15 protein-coding genes are annotated in these 16,744 nt (G+C 74.9%); 6 read left to right on the top strand and 9 right to left on the bottom strand.

Going from position 1 to position 16,744, the window contains the following annotated elements; all coding sequences use genetic code 11:
* Positions 1-101 precede the first annotated feature (101 nt).
* Positions 102-1,055, top strand: coding sequence for a PaaX family transcriptional regulator C-terminal domain-containing protein (locus tag AB0F89_RS22870; protein WP_367127591.1), 954 nt, complete (start codon positions 102-104; stop codon positions 1,053-1,055).
* Positions 1,056-1,083: 28 nt separating this feature from the next.
* Here AB0F89_RS22870 and AB0F89_RS22865 read toward each other — a convergent pair whose 3' ends face one another.
* The 5 genes from AB0F89_RS22865 to AB0F89_RS22845 are packed head-to-tail and all read right to left on the bottom strand — an operon-like array spanning position 1,084 to position 5,586.
* Complete coding sequence (locus AB0F89_RS22865) at positions 1,084-1,545, bottom strand: choice-of-anchor M domain-containing protein (protein ID WP_367138977.1); 462 nt, start codon at positions 1,543-1,545, stop codon at positions 1,084-1,086.
* 58 nt (positions 1,546-1,603) lie between these two features.
* On the bottom strand, positions 1,604-2,494 hold the full coding sequence (locus tag AB0F89_RS22860) for an anchored repeat-type ABC transporter permease subunit (protein WP_367127590.1): 891 nt from the start codon (positions 2,492-2,494) through the stop codon (positions 1,604-1,606).
* Entirely contained in the window at positions 2,491-3,243 is a 753-nt protein-coding gene (locus AB0F89_RS22855) for an anchored repeat-type ABC transporter ATP-binding subunit (protein WP_367127589.1), read from the bottom strand. The genes AB0F89_RS22860 and AB0F89_RS22855 overlap by 4 nt, the downstream gene beginning before the upstream one ends.
* Positions 3,236-4,069, bottom strand: coding sequence for a choice-of-anchor M domain-containing protein (locus tag AB0F89_RS22850; RefSeq protein WP_367127587.1), 834 nt, complete (start codon positions 4,067-4,069; stop codon positions 3,236-3,238). Before AB0F89_RS22850 ends, AB0F89_RS22855 begins: the two co-directional genes overlap by 8 nt.
* Positions 4,057-5,586 carry an anchored repeat ABC transporter, substrate-binding protein gene (locus AB0F89_RS22845; protein WP_367127586.1) on the bottom strand — a complete coding sequence of 510 codons (1,530 nt, stop codon included), beginning with the start codon at positions 5,584-5,586 and terminating at the stop codon, positions 4,057-4,059. Before AB0F89_RS22845 ends, AB0F89_RS22850 begins: the two co-directional genes overlap by 13 nt.
* Positions 5,587-5,699: 113 nt before the next feature.
* Between AB0F89_RS22845 and AB0F89_RS22840 the strand changes: the two genes are divergently transcribed.
* The 4 genes from AB0F89_RS22840 (at position 5,700) to AB0F89_RS22825 (ending at position 10,919) form a co-directional block, all read left to right on the top strand.
* Positions 5,700-5,894, top strand: coding sequence for a hypothetical protein (locus AB0F89_RS22840; RefSeq protein ID WP_367127585.1), 195 nt, complete (start codon positions 5,700-5,702; stop codon positions 5,892-5,894).
* A gap of 142 nt (positions 5,895-6,036) precedes the next feature.
* Positions 6,037-8,238: a TIGR03773 family transporter-associated surface protein gene (locus AB0F89_RS22835; protein WP_367127584.1), complete on the top strand. Its 2,202-nt coding sequence runs from the start codon at positions 6,037-6,039 to the stop codon at positions 8,236-8,238.
* Positions 8,239-8,334: 96 nt separating this feature from the next.
* Complete coding sequence (locus AB0F89_RS22830) at positions 8,335-9,825, top strand: choice-of-anchor M domain-containing protein (protein WP_367127583.1); 1,491 nt, start codon at positions 8,335-8,337, stop codon at positions 9,823-9,825.
* A 68-nt stretch (positions 9,826-9,893) separates the two neighbouring features.
* On the top strand, positions 9,894-10,919 hold the full coding sequence (locus tag AB0F89_RS22825) for a DUF916 domain-containing protein (RefSeq protein WP_367127582.1): 1,026 nt from the start codon (positions 9,894-9,896) through the stop codon (positions 10,917-10,919).
* 78 nt (positions 10,920-10,997) lie between these two features.
* Here AB0F89_RS22825 and AB0F89_RS22820 read toward each other — a convergent pair whose 3' ends face one another.
* Positions 10,998-11,459 carry a hypothetical protein gene (locus AB0F89_RS22820; protein WP_367127581.1) on the bottom strand — a complete coding sequence of 154 codons (462 nt, stop codon included), beginning with the start codon at positions 11,457-11,459 and terminating at the stop codon, positions 10,998-11,000.
* A gap of 136 nt (positions 11,460-11,595) precedes the next feature.
* Between AB0F89_RS22820 and AB0F89_RS22815 the strand changes: the two genes are divergently transcribed.
* Positions 11,596-14,709 (top strand): BTAD domain-containing putative transcriptional regulator, encoded by a 3,114-nt coding sequence (locus tag AB0F89_RS22815; protein ID WP_367127580.1) that lies wholly within the window; start codon positions 11,596-11,598, stop codon positions 14,707-14,709.
* Between the two features lie 31 nt (positions 14,710-14,740).
* On the opposite strand, the gene AB0F89_RS22810 is transcribed toward AB0F89_RS22815, so the two are convergent.
* The 3 genes from AB0F89_RS22810 to AB0F89_RS22800 all read right to left on the bottom strand — a co-directional run bounded on the left by AB0F89_RS22810 (position 14,741) and on the right by AB0F89_RS22800 (position 16,647).
* A complete protein-coding gene (locus AB0F89_RS22810) occupies positions 14,741-14,893 on the bottom strand; it encodes a hypothetical protein (protein ID WP_367127579.1) in 153 nt (50 codons plus the stop codon).
* Between the two features lie 83 nt (positions 14,894-14,976).
* Entirely contained in the window at positions 14,977-15,807 is an 831-nt protein-coding gene (locus AB0F89_RS22805) for a cyclopropane-fatty-acyl-phospholipid synthase family protein (protein WP_367127578.1), read from the bottom strand.
* 15 nt (positions 15,808-15,822) lie between these two features.
* Positions 15,823-16,647, bottom strand: a complete 825-nt coding sequence (locus AB0F89_RS22800; protein ID WP_367127577.1) for a cyclopropane-fatty-acyl-phospholipid synthase family protein — start codon at positions 16,645-16,647, stop codon at positions 15,823-15,825.
* Positions 16,648-16,744: the final 97 nt, after the last annotated feature.

Raw genomic sequence — 16,744 nt, 5'->3', positions numbered from 1 at the left:
CGTTCACATGTGTCAGTTAGTTTGGCTCCGGCATCAGGAAGTGTCAACGAATGGTCTCAACAGGCAGTCGAACCAGCGCGGACCTGCGACAGGAGCACGGCGTGGTAAGCCCGTTCACCGTGGAGGAGATCTTCTCCGACCTCGACGCCGGCCCGGTCCGGCTGCCGCGCAGGCAGAGCGGCAGCTCGCCGCAGGGCCTGGCGGTGACCCTGATCGCCGACTACACCATCCGCACGCGGGCCTGGTTGCCGACGGCGGCGATCGTGGCCCTGCTGGGCGAGTTCGGCGTGACCACCGGCGCCGCGCGCACCGCCGTCAGCAGGCTGGCCCGCCGAGGCGTGCTGGAGGGCAGCCGGCAGGGGCGGTCCAGCTCCTACCGCCTGACCGGACCCGCGATCGCCAACCTGTCGGCCGGCGGCGCGTCCATCGCCGCCTTCGCCACCGAGCCCGACGACTGGGACGGCTCGTGGACGGTCGTCGTCTTCACCATGCCGAAGGAGGAGAACACCCAGCGGAGCTCGCTGCGGGCGCAGTTGAGGTGGCGCGGGTACGCGCCGCTCTACGACGGGGTCTGGGTCTCGCCCCACCCGATGACCGAGCAGGCGCACGCCGAGCTGGTCGCGGCGACCTCCGGCGCCCTGACCACGTTCCGCGCGCGTCACCTGCGGTTCGAGTCGGACGTCGCCCGCGACCCGGTCGAAGCCTGGGACCTCGCGGCCATCGCGCGGGAGTACCGGGCCTTCGTCGCGCGCTGGGACCCGCTGCTCCCCCGCCTCCGGGCGGGCGGGGTGACCGGCGCGGCCTCGGTGCGGGCCCGCACCGAGGTCATGGACACCTACCGCCGCTTCCCCACGCTCGACCCCCGGCTCCCCGCCGGGCTGCTGCCGCCCGACTGGCCGCGCGCCCGGGCCCGCGAGGTGTTCCTCGCGGTGTACGACGGGCTGGCCGAACCGGCCCAGGACCACGTCCGCGCCGTCACCGCGCAGGTCGCCAATGGGGCGCGTCCCGACCTCCGGGCGCACACCGTGGCCGAGATGAGCACCCCGTCGCGGTGACCTGCGCTGGACCGGTCAGCCGCCGTGGTCAGCAGGGCGGCGAGCAGGACGGCCGCGCCCAGGCCGCCGGTGACGCAGTCGGAACCGGGGCGGTGGTGGTGGGGCCGGTGTCGGTGGAGGTCGTCGGTGGAGTGCTGGAAGGCGCGCAGGCCCCGTTGGCGATGGTGAACACGTCGCTGTCGGTGAGGGTGGCGGCGACCTCGACGGTGATCCGGTAGGCGCCTTCGGCGCCGAACGCCCAGTTGGCGTGGGCGTGCGTGCCCGGCGCCGGCGGGTGCTGCTGGGGCAGGGGCAGGGCGGTGTCGAAGACGCGGGGCAGCGGCTCGCCGACCGGGCCGCTCTGGAACACGGTGTGTTCGCCGGGCGCGGCGCTGCCGGACAGGTCGCCGCCGATCGCGTCGAGAGTCCAGCGCACCGAGCCCAGGTCGATTTGGTCGGCGGTCAGGGCCTCGGTGTTCCACCCGACCCGGACGACGTTCGGGTCCTGGATCTCGGGACGGACAGCGCGGCCAGGGCCGCGAGCACGGCTCGTGCGCGGGTCGGGGTGGTCACGGGTTCTCCTCGGTGAGGGCGAGGACGGGAACGGGAACGGCGGTCCGGCGGTTCCGGGTGAGCAGGCCGTGGCGCGGCGCGAAGAACCAGCACAGCAGGAAGATCGCGGTGAGGGTGAGCACGATCAGACCGCCGGCCGCCAGGTCGAGCGCGTAGGACAGGTACAGGCCGAGCACGCTGCCGCCCGCGCCGATCAGCGGGGCCAGCAGCATCATCGCGCCGAGGCGGTCGGTGAGCAGGCGGGCCGCCGCCGCGGGCGTGACCAGCAGGGCCAGCACCAGGACGTTGCCCACGGCCTGCAACGAGATGACGATCGCCAGGGTCACCATCACGTGCAGCACGACGTCCAGCCAGAACACCGGCAGGCCGACCGCGCGGGCCTGCTCGCGGTCCAGGGTGGCGGCCACGAAGCGGCTGTTGAACAGCGCCGTGCACAGCAGCACCGCCGCCCCGATCACCGCGACCGAGACCACGTCGGTGTCGCTGATGCCCAGGATCGAGCCGAACAGGAACGACTCCAGCGACCCGCCGTAGCCGGGCGCGGTGCTGAGGATGACGATGCCCAGGCCGAAGGAGCCGGCGAAGAAGATCCCGATGACCGAGTCCTCCTTGAGCCTGCGGTTCTGGGTGAACACCGCGATCAGCAGCGCGGTGACCACGCCCGCGACCGCGCCGCCGAGCACGAGGTTCGCGCCGAGCACGAAGGCGATCGCGATGCCCGGGAAGACCGCGTGCGCGACCGCGTCACCGATGAACGCCATCCCGCGCAGCACCACGTGGCTGCCGATCACGCCGCACACCACCCCCGACATCAGCGCCACCAGCAGCGCCCGGCGCCAGAAGTCGTACTCCCACGGCGCGGCCAGCGCCTCGAAGAACGCGGTCACCCGGTCACCCCCGACGCCTTGAGCAGCTGCCCGGCCCGGTCCAGGCCGAAGGTGCGCAGCCAGATGTCGGTGTCGGCCAGCGCGACGGGTTCGCCGTCGGCGACGACCGCGCGGTTGAGCAGGCACAGCCGGCTGCACAGCGCGGTCGCGGCGGCGAGGTCGTGGGTGGTCATCAGCACGGCCACACCCTCGTCGCGCAGTTCGGCCAGCAACGTGCTCAGCAGCTCCTGGGTGGGCGCGTCGATGCCGGTGAACGGCTCGTCCAGCAGCAGCACCCGCGGTCGCAGGGCCAGCGCGCGGGCGACCAGGACGCGTTGCCGCTGGCCGCCGGACAGCTCGCCGACCGGCCGGGTCCGCAGGTCCGCCATGCCGACGCGGTCCAGGGCCTCGGCCACGGCCTCCCGGTCGCGGGCCGTGCGGCGGCGCAGCAGGCCGGTCAGGTGGGTGCGGCCGGTGGCCGTCGCGCCCTCGACCGTGATGGGGAAGTCCCAGGCGAACTCGTGGCGCTGCGGCACGTAGCCCAGCGACCCCTGCGCCTGGCGCGGCGCGCGACCGCCGACGACGACCGAGCCCCGGTGGATCGGGACGAGGCCGAGCGCGGTGCGCAGCAGGGTCGTCTTGCCCGCGCCGTTGGGGCCGATCAGGCCGACCAACTCGCCCTCCCGGAGTCGGAAGTCCACAGCGGACAGGACTTCCCGGCCACCGAGGTGCACGGTCACTCCGGTGATGTCCAGCACGGGCTCAGCCACCGGTCCTCCTCGCGGTCCGGCGGGAACGGGCGACGAGCGCCGCCACGAGCCCCGCCGCGAGCACGCCGCCCACCGCGATCCACGCCCAGGGCGGGTTCCCGGCGGGTCGTGCCCCCGCCGTGCCGGGCGGCGGGACGTTCTGCCCGGTCGTGTCCACGGGCGGGGCGCTCTGCCCGGTCATGGCGAACGCCGCGGCCGGGTCGCCCGGCCCGACGTGCACCCGCAGCGTCGCGCGGTCGCCGCGACCCTCGGCGGTGGCCATCTCCACGTCCAGCGAGTAGGCGCCGGGCGCGGTGAACACCCAGTTGCCGTGCACGTGGGTGCCCGCCTCGACACCGGTCTCCTGCGGGTAGGGCCGCTCGCTGCTGAAGATCGTCTCCGGGGCGCCGAAGGCGCCGGTGAGGAACAGCTCGAAGCGGCCGGGCCCGCGCACGTCGTGCAGCCGCCAGTCCACCTCGCGGCCGGAGACGTCGGCGATGCTGGGGTCCTGGGTGTTCCACCCCGGCCACACCACCTCCTGGTCCTGGACCTGGGGCAGCACCCACACGTCGGCGCCGGGCGTGCCGAGGAACGCGTACGCGGGATCGTCGGGAACGGTGGTCCTGGCCGCGTCCGCCACCTGGAGCACCACGTCGGCGGGCTCGCGCCACACCGGCCCGGCACCGGTGTCGTCGCGGAGCTGGAGGGTCCACGCGCCGTCGACCAGGCGCGGGCCGAGGTCGACGTGGCCGTCCGCGATGACGACCGGCGGTTCGGCGTGCGCGGCCGGTTGGACGAGCAGGAGCGCCGCGGCGGCCACGAGCACGGCTCGGATCAGGCGAGGCACCGGGCGACCTCCTCCGCGTTGTGGCGCATCATGTCGGCGTAGCTGCGGGTGCGCTCGTCGAAGGAGTCCCCGTACAGCAGGCACACCTGGACGCCCTGGTCGCGGGCGACCTGGGTGAGCACCGAGCCGCGTTGGGCGAGGTTGGGTTCCATGAAGACCGCGGGCACCTCCAGGTTGCGGATGGTCTCGGTCAGCTTGCGGACGTCCTCGACGCTGGGTTCCTGCGCGGGGTTGGGCACCACGAAGCCGGCCACGGTCATCTCGTAGGCGTTGGCGAAGTAGCCGAACCCGTCGTGCGTGGTGACCAGGTGGCGGCGGTGCCGGGGCACGGCCGCCACGGTCTCGCGGACCCGCGCGTCCAGTTCGTCGAGCCGGGCCAGGTAGTCGCGGGTGTTGCGGTCGTAGTCCGCCGCGCCGCCGGGGTCGGCGGCGCGCAGCGTGTCCCGGATCAGCTCGGCGTAGGCGCGGCCGTTGCGCACGTCCTGCCACAGGTGCGGGTCGATCTCGCCGTGCACGTGCTTGCCCAGCACCGCCTGCGGCAGCTGGTGCACCGACGCGCCGCCGCTGCCCAGGAACGCGAACCGGGCGTCGTCGGGCACCGTCGTGATGGCCTTGTTCGGCACCTCGATGACGGCGTCCGAGGCGGGCACGACCTGCTGCGTGGTGCCGCCGGCGCGGTCGTTGAACGTGTACAGCTCGCCGGTGTCCAGGTCGACGGTCAGGTCGGTGTGCCCCTCGCCCAGCACGGTGCCCGCGATGCCGGTCGGGTCGACGCCCACCGCGAACGTGAAGGTGCTCTCCCCCAGCGGCGCCTCGGCGGCGCCGTCGTTGAGCAGGGACGCGCGCAGGGTCAGCCGGTAGGCGCCCGGTTCGGTGAACGCCCAGTTGAGGTGGGTGTGCGCGGCGGGCGGCAGGGTGGTGGAGTCCACATCGGACAGGCCGTCGCCGGAGTCGAAGTACACCACCGGTTTGCCCAGGGACTCGGTGAGGTAGGCCACCAGCTCCCCCGGGCCCTCCACCGCGGTCGCGGTCAGCCGCACCTCGGAGGTGCGGGTGGCGCCGCGCTGCGCGCCGTCGCCGCGCACGCGCAGCCCGAGCCACAGCACGTCGAGCCCGACGTCCTCCACCAACGGGATCACGTGCGCGCCGTAGGTCTCCGACGCCTCGGCCAGCGAGACGTTCGGCGTCCCCTCGCGCGCGTTGGCGTCGACCGCCTTGATCAGGCGCTGCTCCTCCAGCAGCAGGTGGTTGGTGAACGTCACGTCCGCCGCCGCGACCTTCTTCGCGTCGGCGGGCGTGGGCTCGTAGGAGTGCGGGTCACCGCCGGGCGGCACCAGCGAGTCGACCCGGACGCGCCCTCCCCCGACGTTGCGCGCCAGGTCGGCGAGGATTTCGGTGGTGGCGACCACGGACAGGCCGTCGCCGTCGCCCCGCTCCCCCGCCGAGGTGCACGCGGTCACGGTGAGCAGGACCGCGCACAAGGTCGCGGCGGCCCGCGAGGGCGCACGCACTCGCATGTGTTCTCGAACCTCCAGACACCCGTCGCCCGATCGGCGGGGGCACGGCGAACCTAATACGAACGACAACCGTTTTCAATACGCCGTCCGGCCGTTCTGAAAACGATAACCGTGTGCGAGTGTGGGAACGCGGTCCTGCTGGGCGCCAGGTCCGCGGCGCGCCCGGCGACTTCAGCGTCTTCACCACCGACACGGTCGGCCCGCCGACCGCGCTGGTCGCCGCCGTCTTCGAGGCCACCACGACCAAGGCGGCCGGCGGCGCGGTCACCACTGGCCAGAGGAGCTACAGCTTCACCGTGCAGCCCTGACCGCCGGCGGACCCGAAGTCCCTGCACCGCAAGCGGAAGCGTGACGACCCGGTCACGCACGGCAAGTTGTTGAAAAGGATTATCATTTAGATTAGCGTGACGGCATCCGGTCCCACGAGAGGGAGACATGCGGTCCCGCCCAGTGAAGTCCCACGCAGGCGCCACCCTCGCGGTCAAGTTCGCGCGCGCCACGACCGCCCTCCTGCTCACCACCGCCGTCTCCGGCGCGACGCCCGCGACGGCGGCGGCCGAACAAGGACCGGCTCCCGGGCCACCACAGCGGCAGCTGCTCGCGACGGGGCACGTCGACCTGGTGTCGGTGTTCCTCGAAGCGGAAACCCTGGCAGTCGGCGGTCAGTCCGATGTGGACCGCGTGGCCACCCGGTTCGACACCGCGCGCACCACCGTGAACGTCACCGACGCCGCGCTGCGGCCCGCGCCGAGCGCTCCGGCCTACGACTTCCTCGGCGTCCCGGCCGGCGCACCGGTCCACGTGGTGCCGCAGGCGTTCCAGCCGGGGGTCCTGTGGGCCGGCTGGAACACCGAGTCCGTGCCGCGCGGCGCGCTCGCCGGCGACGCGGTCGACATCACCCTCCGCGAGGCGCGCGGGCCCGGCCGGGTCGAGGTCTACCTCACCGGCGTCGACGGGCCCGACCGGGTCTGGAGCTCGCACGACCCCGGCCTGCGGACGTCGCGCGTCGCGGTGCCGACGCACGCGCACGCCAACTGGGCGTTCACCGCACCGGGCGTCTACGAGCTGGAGTTCACCGCCTCGGCCACCGCCTCGTCGGGCGCACCGCTGACATCGGCCCCCGCGCGCTACGTCGTCGTGGTCGGCCCGCGCACGACCACGCCGACCACGACGTCGCTCGACGTGGCGGACACCGCCGACGGACCGCGGCTCACGGGCCGGGTGACCGGCGGACCCGCCCACCTGCACGGCGGCGTCCCCACCGGGTGGGTCGAGTTCCACGGCCACCACCCCGATCGCGACGAGGTCGTGGGCCACGCCGCGCTCGACGGCGGCCAGGCCGTGCTGGACGTCCCCGATCGCACCGCCCTCGCCTACACCGCGCGGTTCGTGCCGGAGGTCGGGGACCTGGTCGCGCCCTCGTGGTCACCTGCCGTGGCCGACCCGAGAGCACCGCCCGGCGTCGCCGTGGTCGGTGCGCGCGACCGCTACTCCGCAGGGGAGACCATCACCGCCACCGCGCTGGTCACCCCGCCGCGCCCGGACCACACCGTGGCGTGGTGGACCAAAAAGGGCGCGACCGCCACGCCGCGCGGAACCGGTGACGCCCTGAGCCTCGCGGCCACCGCCGACCTGGACGGCGCCGAACTCGGTTTCGACCTGCTGGACCCCGAAGGCGGCGTCGCGGCCTCCGCCCGGTCCGTCACCCTGCGCGTTGCTCCCCCTGCCCCGCCGACCACGTCGACGGCTCCGACGACCTCGGCGCCCACCACCGCGCCACCAACGACGACCGTCCCCGAGACCCCGCCACCTCCGAGCAGCACCACCGCGCCGTGCGTCCCGACCGCAGTCACCCGAACCGCCGAAGCCGGAGCGGCGGAAGTCGTCTCCGACGGGCACTTCGACTACGGACCGGTGGTCGAGGACGGCGCGTTCGTCGCACGTGTCAAGGACGACCGCGACGGGACACCGGCGTGGCGCGACCCCTCCGGGTACGTGTTCCACCTGACCGACGCGGCGCGCACCACCCCGCCGACGGGCTCGGGCTACGACTTCCTCGGTTCCGGTCCGGTGTGGACGATCCCGCTGACCCAGTCCCCCGGCGTGCCGTGGATCGGGTGGAACACCCAGCACCCGTCCGTGCCGGCCGCGGTCACCGGGGACGTCACCATGACCTTGGAGGGCCTGGAAGGACCCGGCAGGCTCGCCGTGTACGGCCAGGACCCGTTCGGCGGCGTCGGCGCCCGCCACTTCGGCACCGCCGAGGGCTTCCCCCGCTCCACCACCGTCCCGGTCGGCCGCTCCGGCGTCCACGTCCACGCCGTGTGGGCCTTCACGGCGCCCGGGGCGTACTCGGCGACCTTCTCCTTCAACGGCACGGTGGACGGCCGACCGCTGTCGGCGAAGAGCACCCTGGCCTTCCACGTCGGCCCGGGCGACCCGGACACGGCGCGAACCGCGCCCGAGGTCGTGGAGACGGTCGGCCGCACGGCGGGTGGGCAGGAGTGCGCGCTCGGCGCGCCCGGCCTGGCGAGCACCGGCCTGGGCGGCGAGCACCTGCTCGGCCTGGCCGTCGCCGCCGCGCTGCTGATCCCCCTCGGCCTGCTCCTGACCAGCCTGGCCACCCTGGCCGCGGCCCGTCGACGTCCCTGAACCACCCCGCGAGGAAGGAGCACGTCCCCTCCGGCGTCCGAGGACGCCACCCCACCGCGCCGGGCACCCCCGCCCGGCCAGAACCGAGGAAGAACTGTGAACGCAGTGCAGGACCGCAGGACCGGACGCCGGGCGAGGCGGTACACCGCCACCCTGGCCTCGGTCACCGCCCTGGGGCTCGCCTTGGGCTCCCTGACCGGAACAGCCCACGCCGCCACCGACGGGCAGGTCGTGTCCGAGGGCCACGTCGACGTGTTCTACATCGACGTGGTGGACTCGGCCCACGCCCTGGTGGCGCACACCGCCGCCGGCAACGTCGCGCCCGCCGACCTCGTCGTCCAGGCCAAGCCGTCGGTCGCCTCGCGCACGGTCAGCGCGACCGTCGCCGGCCTGCCCGGCTGGAAGCCGCAGGGCGGCACCTACTACCTGCTGCCCCAGACGTCCCAGGCCGGTCAGGTGTTCGGCGGCTTCGGCTACAGCTCGGCCGTCGCCCAGGGCACCTCCGTGACCTACGACCTCGACTCCGTCGAGGGTCCCGGCGCGTTCGCGCTCTGGCAGAACACCGAGGACGGCCCGAACGTCTTCCTGGCCTCCGCCGAGGGCGGCCCGAAGTCGTTCACCAGCGCGGCCGACCACGAGCACGTCAACTGGGGCTTCACCGAGCAGGGCGAGTACCGCGTCACCGTGCGGGCCTCGGTGACGCCGCCCGGCGGCGCCGCCACCCGGTTGCCGCCCACCACCTACACGTTCTTCGTCGGCGAGGAGCTGCCGCAGGAACCGACGCCGGACCCCGGCGCACCGGCCACGCAGCTCACCATCACCGGCTTGGGCGCGCACTACCACGCGGGCGGCGTGGCGGCCCTGACCGCCGTGCAGACCCCGCCGACCGGCGAGGAGCACTACCACTGGTTCACCCGCGCCGCGGGTGAGGCCGAGTGGTCGGTCGTGCCGGGCGCCCTCAGCGGCAAGTACGGCTTCGTCGTGCGCACCGCCGACGACAACCGCGAGGTCAAGGTCGTGCTGTACGACCACGACCACAAGGTGGTCGCCGAGTCCGCGCCGGTCGTCATCGACGTGGACGACCACGGCAACGACCCGGTCAACGGCCCGACCATCACCACGACGCTGAGCGCGCAGGAGGGCGTGCTGGCCATCAGCGTCGCGCCGGAGAACCGCGAGGTGGACCTGGGCGCGCTCACGCTCAACCCGGCCGCCGACCGCTACACCGCCGCCGGCGCGCTCAAGCCGATCACGGTCACCGACACCCGCGCCGACAACCCCGGCTGGAACGCCTCCGGCCGGGTGCGGGCCTTCACCACGGTCGACGGGCAGCAGCTCGGCGGCAAGCACCTGGGCTGGACGCCCACCGTGCTGTCGACCTCGGCCAACCAGACCGTGACCGCGGGTCCGCAGGTCGCCTCCGGCTTCACCGCCGGCAACGGCCTGGCCACCTGGTCGCAGCTGGGCACCGCGGCGGCCGGCGCCGGTCGCGGCACGGCCCAGCTCGGCGCCGGGCTGAGCCTGGAGGCCCCCGCCGACCTGGCGCCGGGCGCCTACCGGGCGCTGCTCATCCTCACCGCCATCTAGTCCACCCCCGGTGCGGGTCCGCTCTCAGTCGCGGACCCGCACCACCCATTCCCCGTGCTGGAGCGCTCGTGAGAACCCTGTTGGCCGCGGCTCGACGCGTCGGAGCCGTCCTGGCGGTCGCCGCACTGCTGCCGGCGCAGCCCGCGGTGGCGCAGCCCGCCGAGCCGGGAACCGACCGGCAGACCTGGTCGGTGACCCCGGCCTCGGCCGCCGGTCCGGACGGCCGGGCCCGGTTCGACTACGTCGTGGAACCCGGGATGCGGTACGACGACCACCTCGCCGTGCGCAACCTCGGGGAGGGCGAGCTGACGCTGGACCTCTACGCGGGCGACGCGGTCAACACCGGCACCGGCGGGTTCGACCTGCTCGCCCGCGACGAGACGTCCGCGGTGGTCGGCAACTGGGTCGCCCTCTCCGCACCGCGGGTCGTCGTCCCCGCCCGCGACACCGTCGTCGTGCCGTTCAGCGTCACGGTCCCCGCCGACGCCGAGCCCGGCGACCACGTGGGCGGGCTCGTCGCCGCCCTGACCACCGGCGCCGACGCCCAGGTCGAGGTGGAGCGCCGAGTGGGCGCCAGGCTCTACGCCCGGGTCGCCGGCCCGATCGAGGCGGGCGTGCGGATCGACTCGGTGACACCGTCCTACCGCGGCACGCCGAACCCCGCGGGGACCGGCGAGGCCGACGTCACCTTCACCCTGGTCAACGAGGGCAACCTGCGCCTGTCGCTGCTGCCGTCGGTGAGCCTGAGCGGCCCGTTCGGGCTCGGCGAGCGCTCGACCACCGACGAGGTGCTGCCGGAACTGCTGCCGGGCAACGCCGTGACGCTGACCCGGACCCTCACCGACGTGTGGCCGCTCGGACCGCTCGACGTCCGGGTCACGGCCGAGCCGGTCACGTCGGCGACCCAGTCCCTCGGCGGCGCGGTGGAACCCGCGACCGCCGAAGCGTCCCTGTGGGCCGTGCCCTGGACCGCCCTGGCCGCCCTGGCGCTGTTCCTGGGGATCGTCCTCGCGCTCTGGCGCGTCCGCAGGAAGATCCGCGCACTGCGGGCCGCGCCCGCGAGGTCGCTCGGTCGCGCGCACCACGCCGAGTAGGCGCGACCGCCGGGCCCCGCCCGGTCCTACCCTGAGCGGGGCCCGGCACTCACCCGGCGTGAGCGGGCGGCGTGACCGTCAGCAGTCGCGCCACACACCGGTCCAGCCGCTGCCGAGGTCGCTGGTGCACCAGTAGCCCGTGCCGCCGGTCACCCAGATCGACACGTGCCGCGCGCCGCCCGACCACCACCAGGCCCGCTTGCCCCCGACGGTGCCGTTGATGATGTCGTCGGCGGACTTGTTGCCCGGCACCTGGCGCCACCCGCCGCTGCCCGGCCAGGCGTGCCACACGGTCCGGTTGGCCGCGACCGCGAAGTACTCCGGGCGGGAGCCGTCGGAGTTCCACTCCGCCCGCGCCCACGACGAGCAGTCCATCCCCAGCAGGTAGCCGGTGTTCCAGGCGGGCACCTCCAGCAGGCAGTGCCCGTCCGCCTGCGTCGCGCCGAGGCCGGCGGGCGCGGCGGCGGCCGGTCCCGCTCCCGCCGGCAGCGCCATCACGCCCAGGCAGGCGGCGATCAGCGCGGTCTTGAACTTCCCCATTCGCACTCCTCGTGAGTCGGGACTCGGGGTCGTCCCCACCCCTCCGCGGGACGACCACCGGGAGCGTGCCGCCGGGCGGTCCAGCAGCGGTCCAGTCGCGGCTGGACCGCTGCGCTACGTTGTCCCAGGGGTGGGGATGCACCTGGAGGTGTTCGGCGACGTCGGCGTGGTGACCGCCGACGGGATCAGGACGCCGCCGGTCGCGCGGAAGCCACGGCTGGTGCTGGCGTGCCTCCTGCTGCACGCCGGTGAGCCGGTGAGCGTCGACCGCCTGGCCGCGGCGCTGTGGGGCGACCACCCACCGCGCTCGGCCGCCGGGAACCTCAAGACCTACGTCTGGCAGCTGCGCCGGTCGCTCGACGCCGACGACGGCGGCCCGGGCTCGGCACGGCCGCGGATCGACAACGACGACAACGGCTACCGCATCACCGCCGACCGCGACCGGGTGGCGCACCTGCGGTTCGAGGACCGGGTGGCGGCGGGGTGCGGCGAGCTGGCGGGCGGCGAGCCGGAGCGGGCGGCGCGGACGCTGTCCGAGGCGTTGTCGCTGTGGCGCGGCGACCCGTTCCCCGGCCTCGTCGGCGACGACGTCGACGCCGTCCGGGCCGGGCTCGCCGACCGCCTGCTCACCGGCCGCGAGACCCTGGCGCGGGCCCTGCTCGACCTCGACCGGCCGCACGAGGCGGTGGCCGCGCTGCGGGACGTGGTCGAGGGGCACCCGTTCCGCGAGGACGTCCAGGCGACGATGGTGACGGCGCTGCACCGCGCGGGCCGCACCGGGGAGGCGCTGACCCTGTTCGACCGGGTCCGCGGCGTCCTGGACCGGGAGCTGGGCGTCCTGCCGGGCGCGGAACTGCGCCGGGCGCACCTCGTGGCGCTCGGCGGGACCGGTGAGGACCGGCCGGCGCCGCGCCGCGTGACGCCCGCCCAACTCCCCACCGCGCCGCACGGGTTCGTCGGCCGCGATGACGTCCTGCGCACGATGGACGACGCCGACGCGGCCCTGTTCGTCCTCACGGGCACGGCCGGGGTGGGCAAGAGCGCGTTGGCGCTGCACTGGGCGCACCGGCTGCGGTCCCGCTTCCCGGACGGGCAGCTGTTCGTCGGCCTGCGCGCGCACGCCGCCGGCCCGCCGCTGTCCGCCCGGCAGGCGCTCGACCAGCTGCTGCACGCGCTGGCGGTCGACCAGACCAACCGCCCGACCGGGGTGGACGAGGCGGCCGCGGCGTACCGGTCGGCGCTGGCCGACCGCCGGGTGCTGGTCGTCCTCGACGACGCCGAGGACGTCGCGCAGGTCCGGCCGCTGCTGCCCGGCACGCCCGGTTGCGCGGTCGTGGTCACCAGCCGCAACCGGCTGGACGGCCTGGTCGCCCGGGAAGGCGCCCGGCAGCTGCGGGTCGACGTGCTGACCCCGGAGGCGGGTCTGGCGCTGCTCGACCGGATGGTCGGCGCGGATCGGGTCGGCGCGGAGCGGCCGTCGGCCCGCGAGCTGGTCGCGTTGTGCGGCGGGCTGCCGCTCGCGCTGCGCATCGCGGCGGCGCACCTGCTGGCGCGACCCGACCGGACCGTCGGCGACTACGTCGCGGCGTTGCGGACCGGCGACCTCCTCACCGGCCTGGAGCTGCAGGGAGATCCGGAGACGGCCGTCCGGGCCGCGCTCGACCTGTCCTACGCCGCCCGGACCGCTGCCGAGCAGCGGTTGTTCCGCCTGCTGGGCCTGGTTCCCGGCCCCGACGCGACACCGGCCGCGGTGGCGGCGCTCGCAGGGGTCGACGTCGCCGACGCCGAGCGCGGTCTGCGCGCGCTGGTCGCGGCCCACCTGGTCGAGGAACCCGTCCCCGGACGGCACGCGTTGCACGAACTGCTCCGCCGCTACGCCGCCGAACGGGCGCGCGACGAGGGGCGCGCCCCGCTCGACCGGCTGCTCGGCTGGTACGTCGACACGGCCGAACGGGCCGCCGACGCGCTCGACCCCGGCCGGGCCGCGCTGCCGCGTCCCGAGCCCGGGTGGGAGCGGCGGGAACCGCTGGCGTTCGACGGCGCCGCGACCGCCGGGGCGTGGCTCGCCGCCGAGGCGGCCAACGTCGCCGCGGTGGTGCGCCTGGCCGCCGACAGCGGGCCCCGGTGGGCCGCCTGGCTCCTGGCCGACGCGTTGAAGGGCTTCTTCCTGCGCGGCAACACCGCGCACTGGGCCGCCGTGCTGGAGGCCGCGACACCCACCGCGACCGGCCCGCGACCGGCCTCCGCGATGCGCAACAGCGCGGGCGCCCTCAGCCTGACCAGGGGCGACTACGCCGCCGCGGTCGAGCACTTCACCGCGTCCCTCGACGCCGCCACCGCCGACGGGTGGCGGCACGGCCAGGCGGTCGGGCTGACCAACCTCGGCGTCCTGCACTACTACACCGGCCCGCTGCGGACGGCGTTCGAGCACCTGACCCGGGCCCGCGCGATCGCCGGCCAACCCGACTGCCCGGTGCACGAGGGCATGATCGAGGTCAACCTCGGCTCGACGGCGCTCGCGCTCGGCCGGCCCGCCGAGGCCGCCGACCACCTCACCCGGGCATTGGCGCGGCAGGGGTTCGGCGACGACCGGGGCAACGGCATCGCCCTGCTGCTCCTCGCCGAGACGCGGCTGCACACCGGCGACCTGGTCGGGGCGCTGGAGCTGGCCGACCGCGCCGCGTCCCACAGCCGGCGGGCCGCCGTCGACCACGAACTGGCCCGCTGCCACGAACTGCGCGCCCGCATCGCCCTCCTGCACGGCGAGCACCGGCTCGCGCACGACCTGCTCACCCAGGCCGCCGCGCTGGCCGAGGGCGACCACTCGACCGAGGTCGACACGCGCAACACCACCGGTGAGGCGCACCGCCTCGCGGGCCGGCCCGACCTCGCCGTCGCGCTGCACCGGCGCTCCCTCGCCGACACCCACCGGTCCCGCTACCTCCGCGGCCGGGTCAACGCGCTGCTGGGCCTGTCCGCCGCGTTCCGCGACCAGGGCGACCCGGACGAGGCCACGGCCCACGCCCGCGCCGCGCTGGACCTGGCGCGCGCCGGGGACCTCCGCCCCCTCGAAGCGCTGGCGCTCACCCGACTGGCCACCGCCGCCCTGGACCACGGCGACCACGCCGCCGCCATCGCCCACGCCACCGAAGCGCACCGCCTCGACGCGGAGACCGGCCGGGGTCACTCCGAAGCGCGAGACCTGCTGTCCCACCCCGACACCACGTCCCGCGCCGGGACGGACCGGTAGCGGATCGGCGCGCCCGGCTCCGGCGCGCGGCTCACCGGCCGTAGGAGGAGCGGAGATCGGCGAACAGCAGCTGGTCGAGCCGGCGGCGCGGGACGAGGTGGTCGCGGAGGTGTGCCGACCACAGGGACACGACCGTCAGCCGATGCCCGCCAGGGGTGAAGTTCCAGCCGAAGTGCGGGCCCATAGGGACCCACGGTGTGCGGGTGGCGGCGTAGGCGGCGAGCACGACTCCCCGTCTCCCGGTCCGGGCGGCCAGGCGGGTGCCAGTCAGCTCCGGTGGGCGGTCATCAGCATGTAGTGCGGTTCGCCGGTGCGGGCGCAGTTGCTGAACACCGAGTCCAGGGCGGCGATCGTCTCGGCGCCGTAGGCGGCGGTCAGGTCGTCGCGGTGGGCGCGCAGCCGTTCCAGGAGCATGGGGTAGTGCCGGTCCGTCCGCTCGCTGATGTCGAGGTACTCGACCAGGTGCAGACCGGCGTCCCGGAGCATCGGGGGGTACTCCTCCAGCCGGTGGAACGGGGTGTTCAGGGCGGCCTTGCGGTACTGCTCGATCATCTCCAGCCGCTCGCCGGTGAACGGGGTCCGCTCGTAGAAGTCAGTCAGGGTCAACCGCCCACCGGACCGCAGCACCCGACCCACCTGCCCGAACACCCGCGGCCGGTCCGCCATGTGCACCAGGGACTCGATGGCCCAGGCGGCGTCGAACGACGCGTCCTCGAAGGGCAGGTCCGCGGCGTCGGCGACCTCGAACCGCACCTGCCCGCCGAGGCCCGCGGCCCGTGCGCGGTCGTTGGCCTCCCGGACCATCGCCGCGCTCGTGGAGATGCCCACGACCTCCGCGCCGGTCGTCCGGGCCAGCCGCAGGGCGGGCGCGCCGAGCCCGCACCCGACGTCGAGCACCCGCTGCCCGGCGGTGACGCCCAGCCGCTCGATCATCACGTCGGTCAGGTTGTCCATGGCCTGGTGCAGGGTGCTGGTGTCCTCGCGGGAGTGCCAGTACCCGTAGTGGACGTTGTCGCCGGCCAGGTGGGTGATCAGCGGCAGGGCGTTGTCGTAGAACGCGACGACCTCGGCGCTGCTGGGGACGTAGTCGGTGGTCATCAGGTGCCTCTCGGGTCAGCCGGGCCGGCGCCCGGTCACCAGCACGTAGCCGAGCTTGTTCCGGCACACGTCGAACACCGGGGCCAGGCTGCGCTCGAACGCCCGCACGCGCTCGGCGCCGTAGGCGTCGGCCAGGGCCGACTGTCGGGTCCGGAACAGCGCGGCCACCTCGTCGTAGGTGCGGCAGGCCCGCGCGCCCCAGTCCCACCGCCGCTCGACCACGAGGCCGGCTCCGGTGACGAGGTCGCACAGCGCGGCGGCGGTGAGCGGGTCGAGGATCGCGTGCGTCGCGATCGCCTCCCGGTCCGCCGGGGTCAACGCCCGCTCGACGGGGTAGTCGGTGACCGCGAACCGGCCGCCGGGGCGGAGCACCCGGCTCATCTCCCCCAGCCACTGCGCCCGGTCCACCGCGTTGGGCAGGGAGTCCAGGGCCAGCAGGGCGTCGAAGGCGGAGTCCGGGAACGGCAGCGCCCCGGCGTCGGCCCGCCGCGCGGTCACCAGGTCGGCGACGCCGGCGGCGACGGCGCGGCGCGTGGTCTCCGCCGCGTGCCAGGCGCTGTTGGTGATCCCGGTGATCCGCACGCCGAACCGCTTCGCGATCCGGATCGCGGGCTCGCCGACGCCGCAGCCGACGTCCACCAGGTGCTGCCCGGGTGAGAGCGCCAGCGTGTCGGCGACCAGGTCGGTCAACCGCTCCAGCGCGTCGCGCAGCGGCGTCCGGTCGTCGTCGCCGGTCCAGTAGCCGAGGTGGATGTTGCCGTGGAAGACCCCGACCAGGTCGCTCATCTCGTCGTAGATCCCGCCGACCTCGTCGACCTGCTGGCTGGTTGGGCTGGACACCGACCCGACCCCTTCCGGTTGGCGCACGCGGGGAACGTGCTCTGGTCGCCGGCCGAGCGGGGCGCTCACGGCGTCGAGCAGTCGGACAGTCGAACAG

Source organism: Saccharothrix sp. HUAS TT1, assembly GCF_040744945.1.
GTDB lineage: Bacteria > Actinomycetota > Actinomycetes > Mycobacteriales > Pseudonocardiaceae > Actinosynnema.
This window is presented reverse-complemented; position numbering and strand designations above follow the sequence as displayed.

Excerpts from the sequence above, each read along its gene's own strand:
- AB0F89_RS22845 (WP_367127586.1), bottom strand. The coding sequence starts at position 5,586 with ATGCGAGTGCGTGCGCCCTCGCGGGCCGCCGCGACCTTGTGCGCGGTC.
- AB0F89_RS22820 (WP_367127581.1), bottom strand. The coding sequence starts at position 11,459 with ATGGGGAAGTTCAAGACCGCGCTGATCGCCGCCTGCCTGGGCGTGATG.
- AB0F89_RS22815 (WP_367127580.1), top strand. The coding sequence starts at position 11,596 with ATGCACCTGGAGGTGTTCGGCGACGTCGGCGTGGTGACCGCCGACGGG.
- AB0F89_RS22810 (WP_367127579.1), bottom strand. The coding sequence starts at position 14,893 with ATGGGCCCGCACTTCGGCTGGAACTTCACCCCTGGCGGGCATCGGCTG.
- AB0F89_RS22805 (WP_367127578.1), bottom strand. The coding sequence starts at position 15,807 with ATGACCACCGACTACGTCCCCAGCAGCGCCGAGGTCGTCGCGTTCTAC.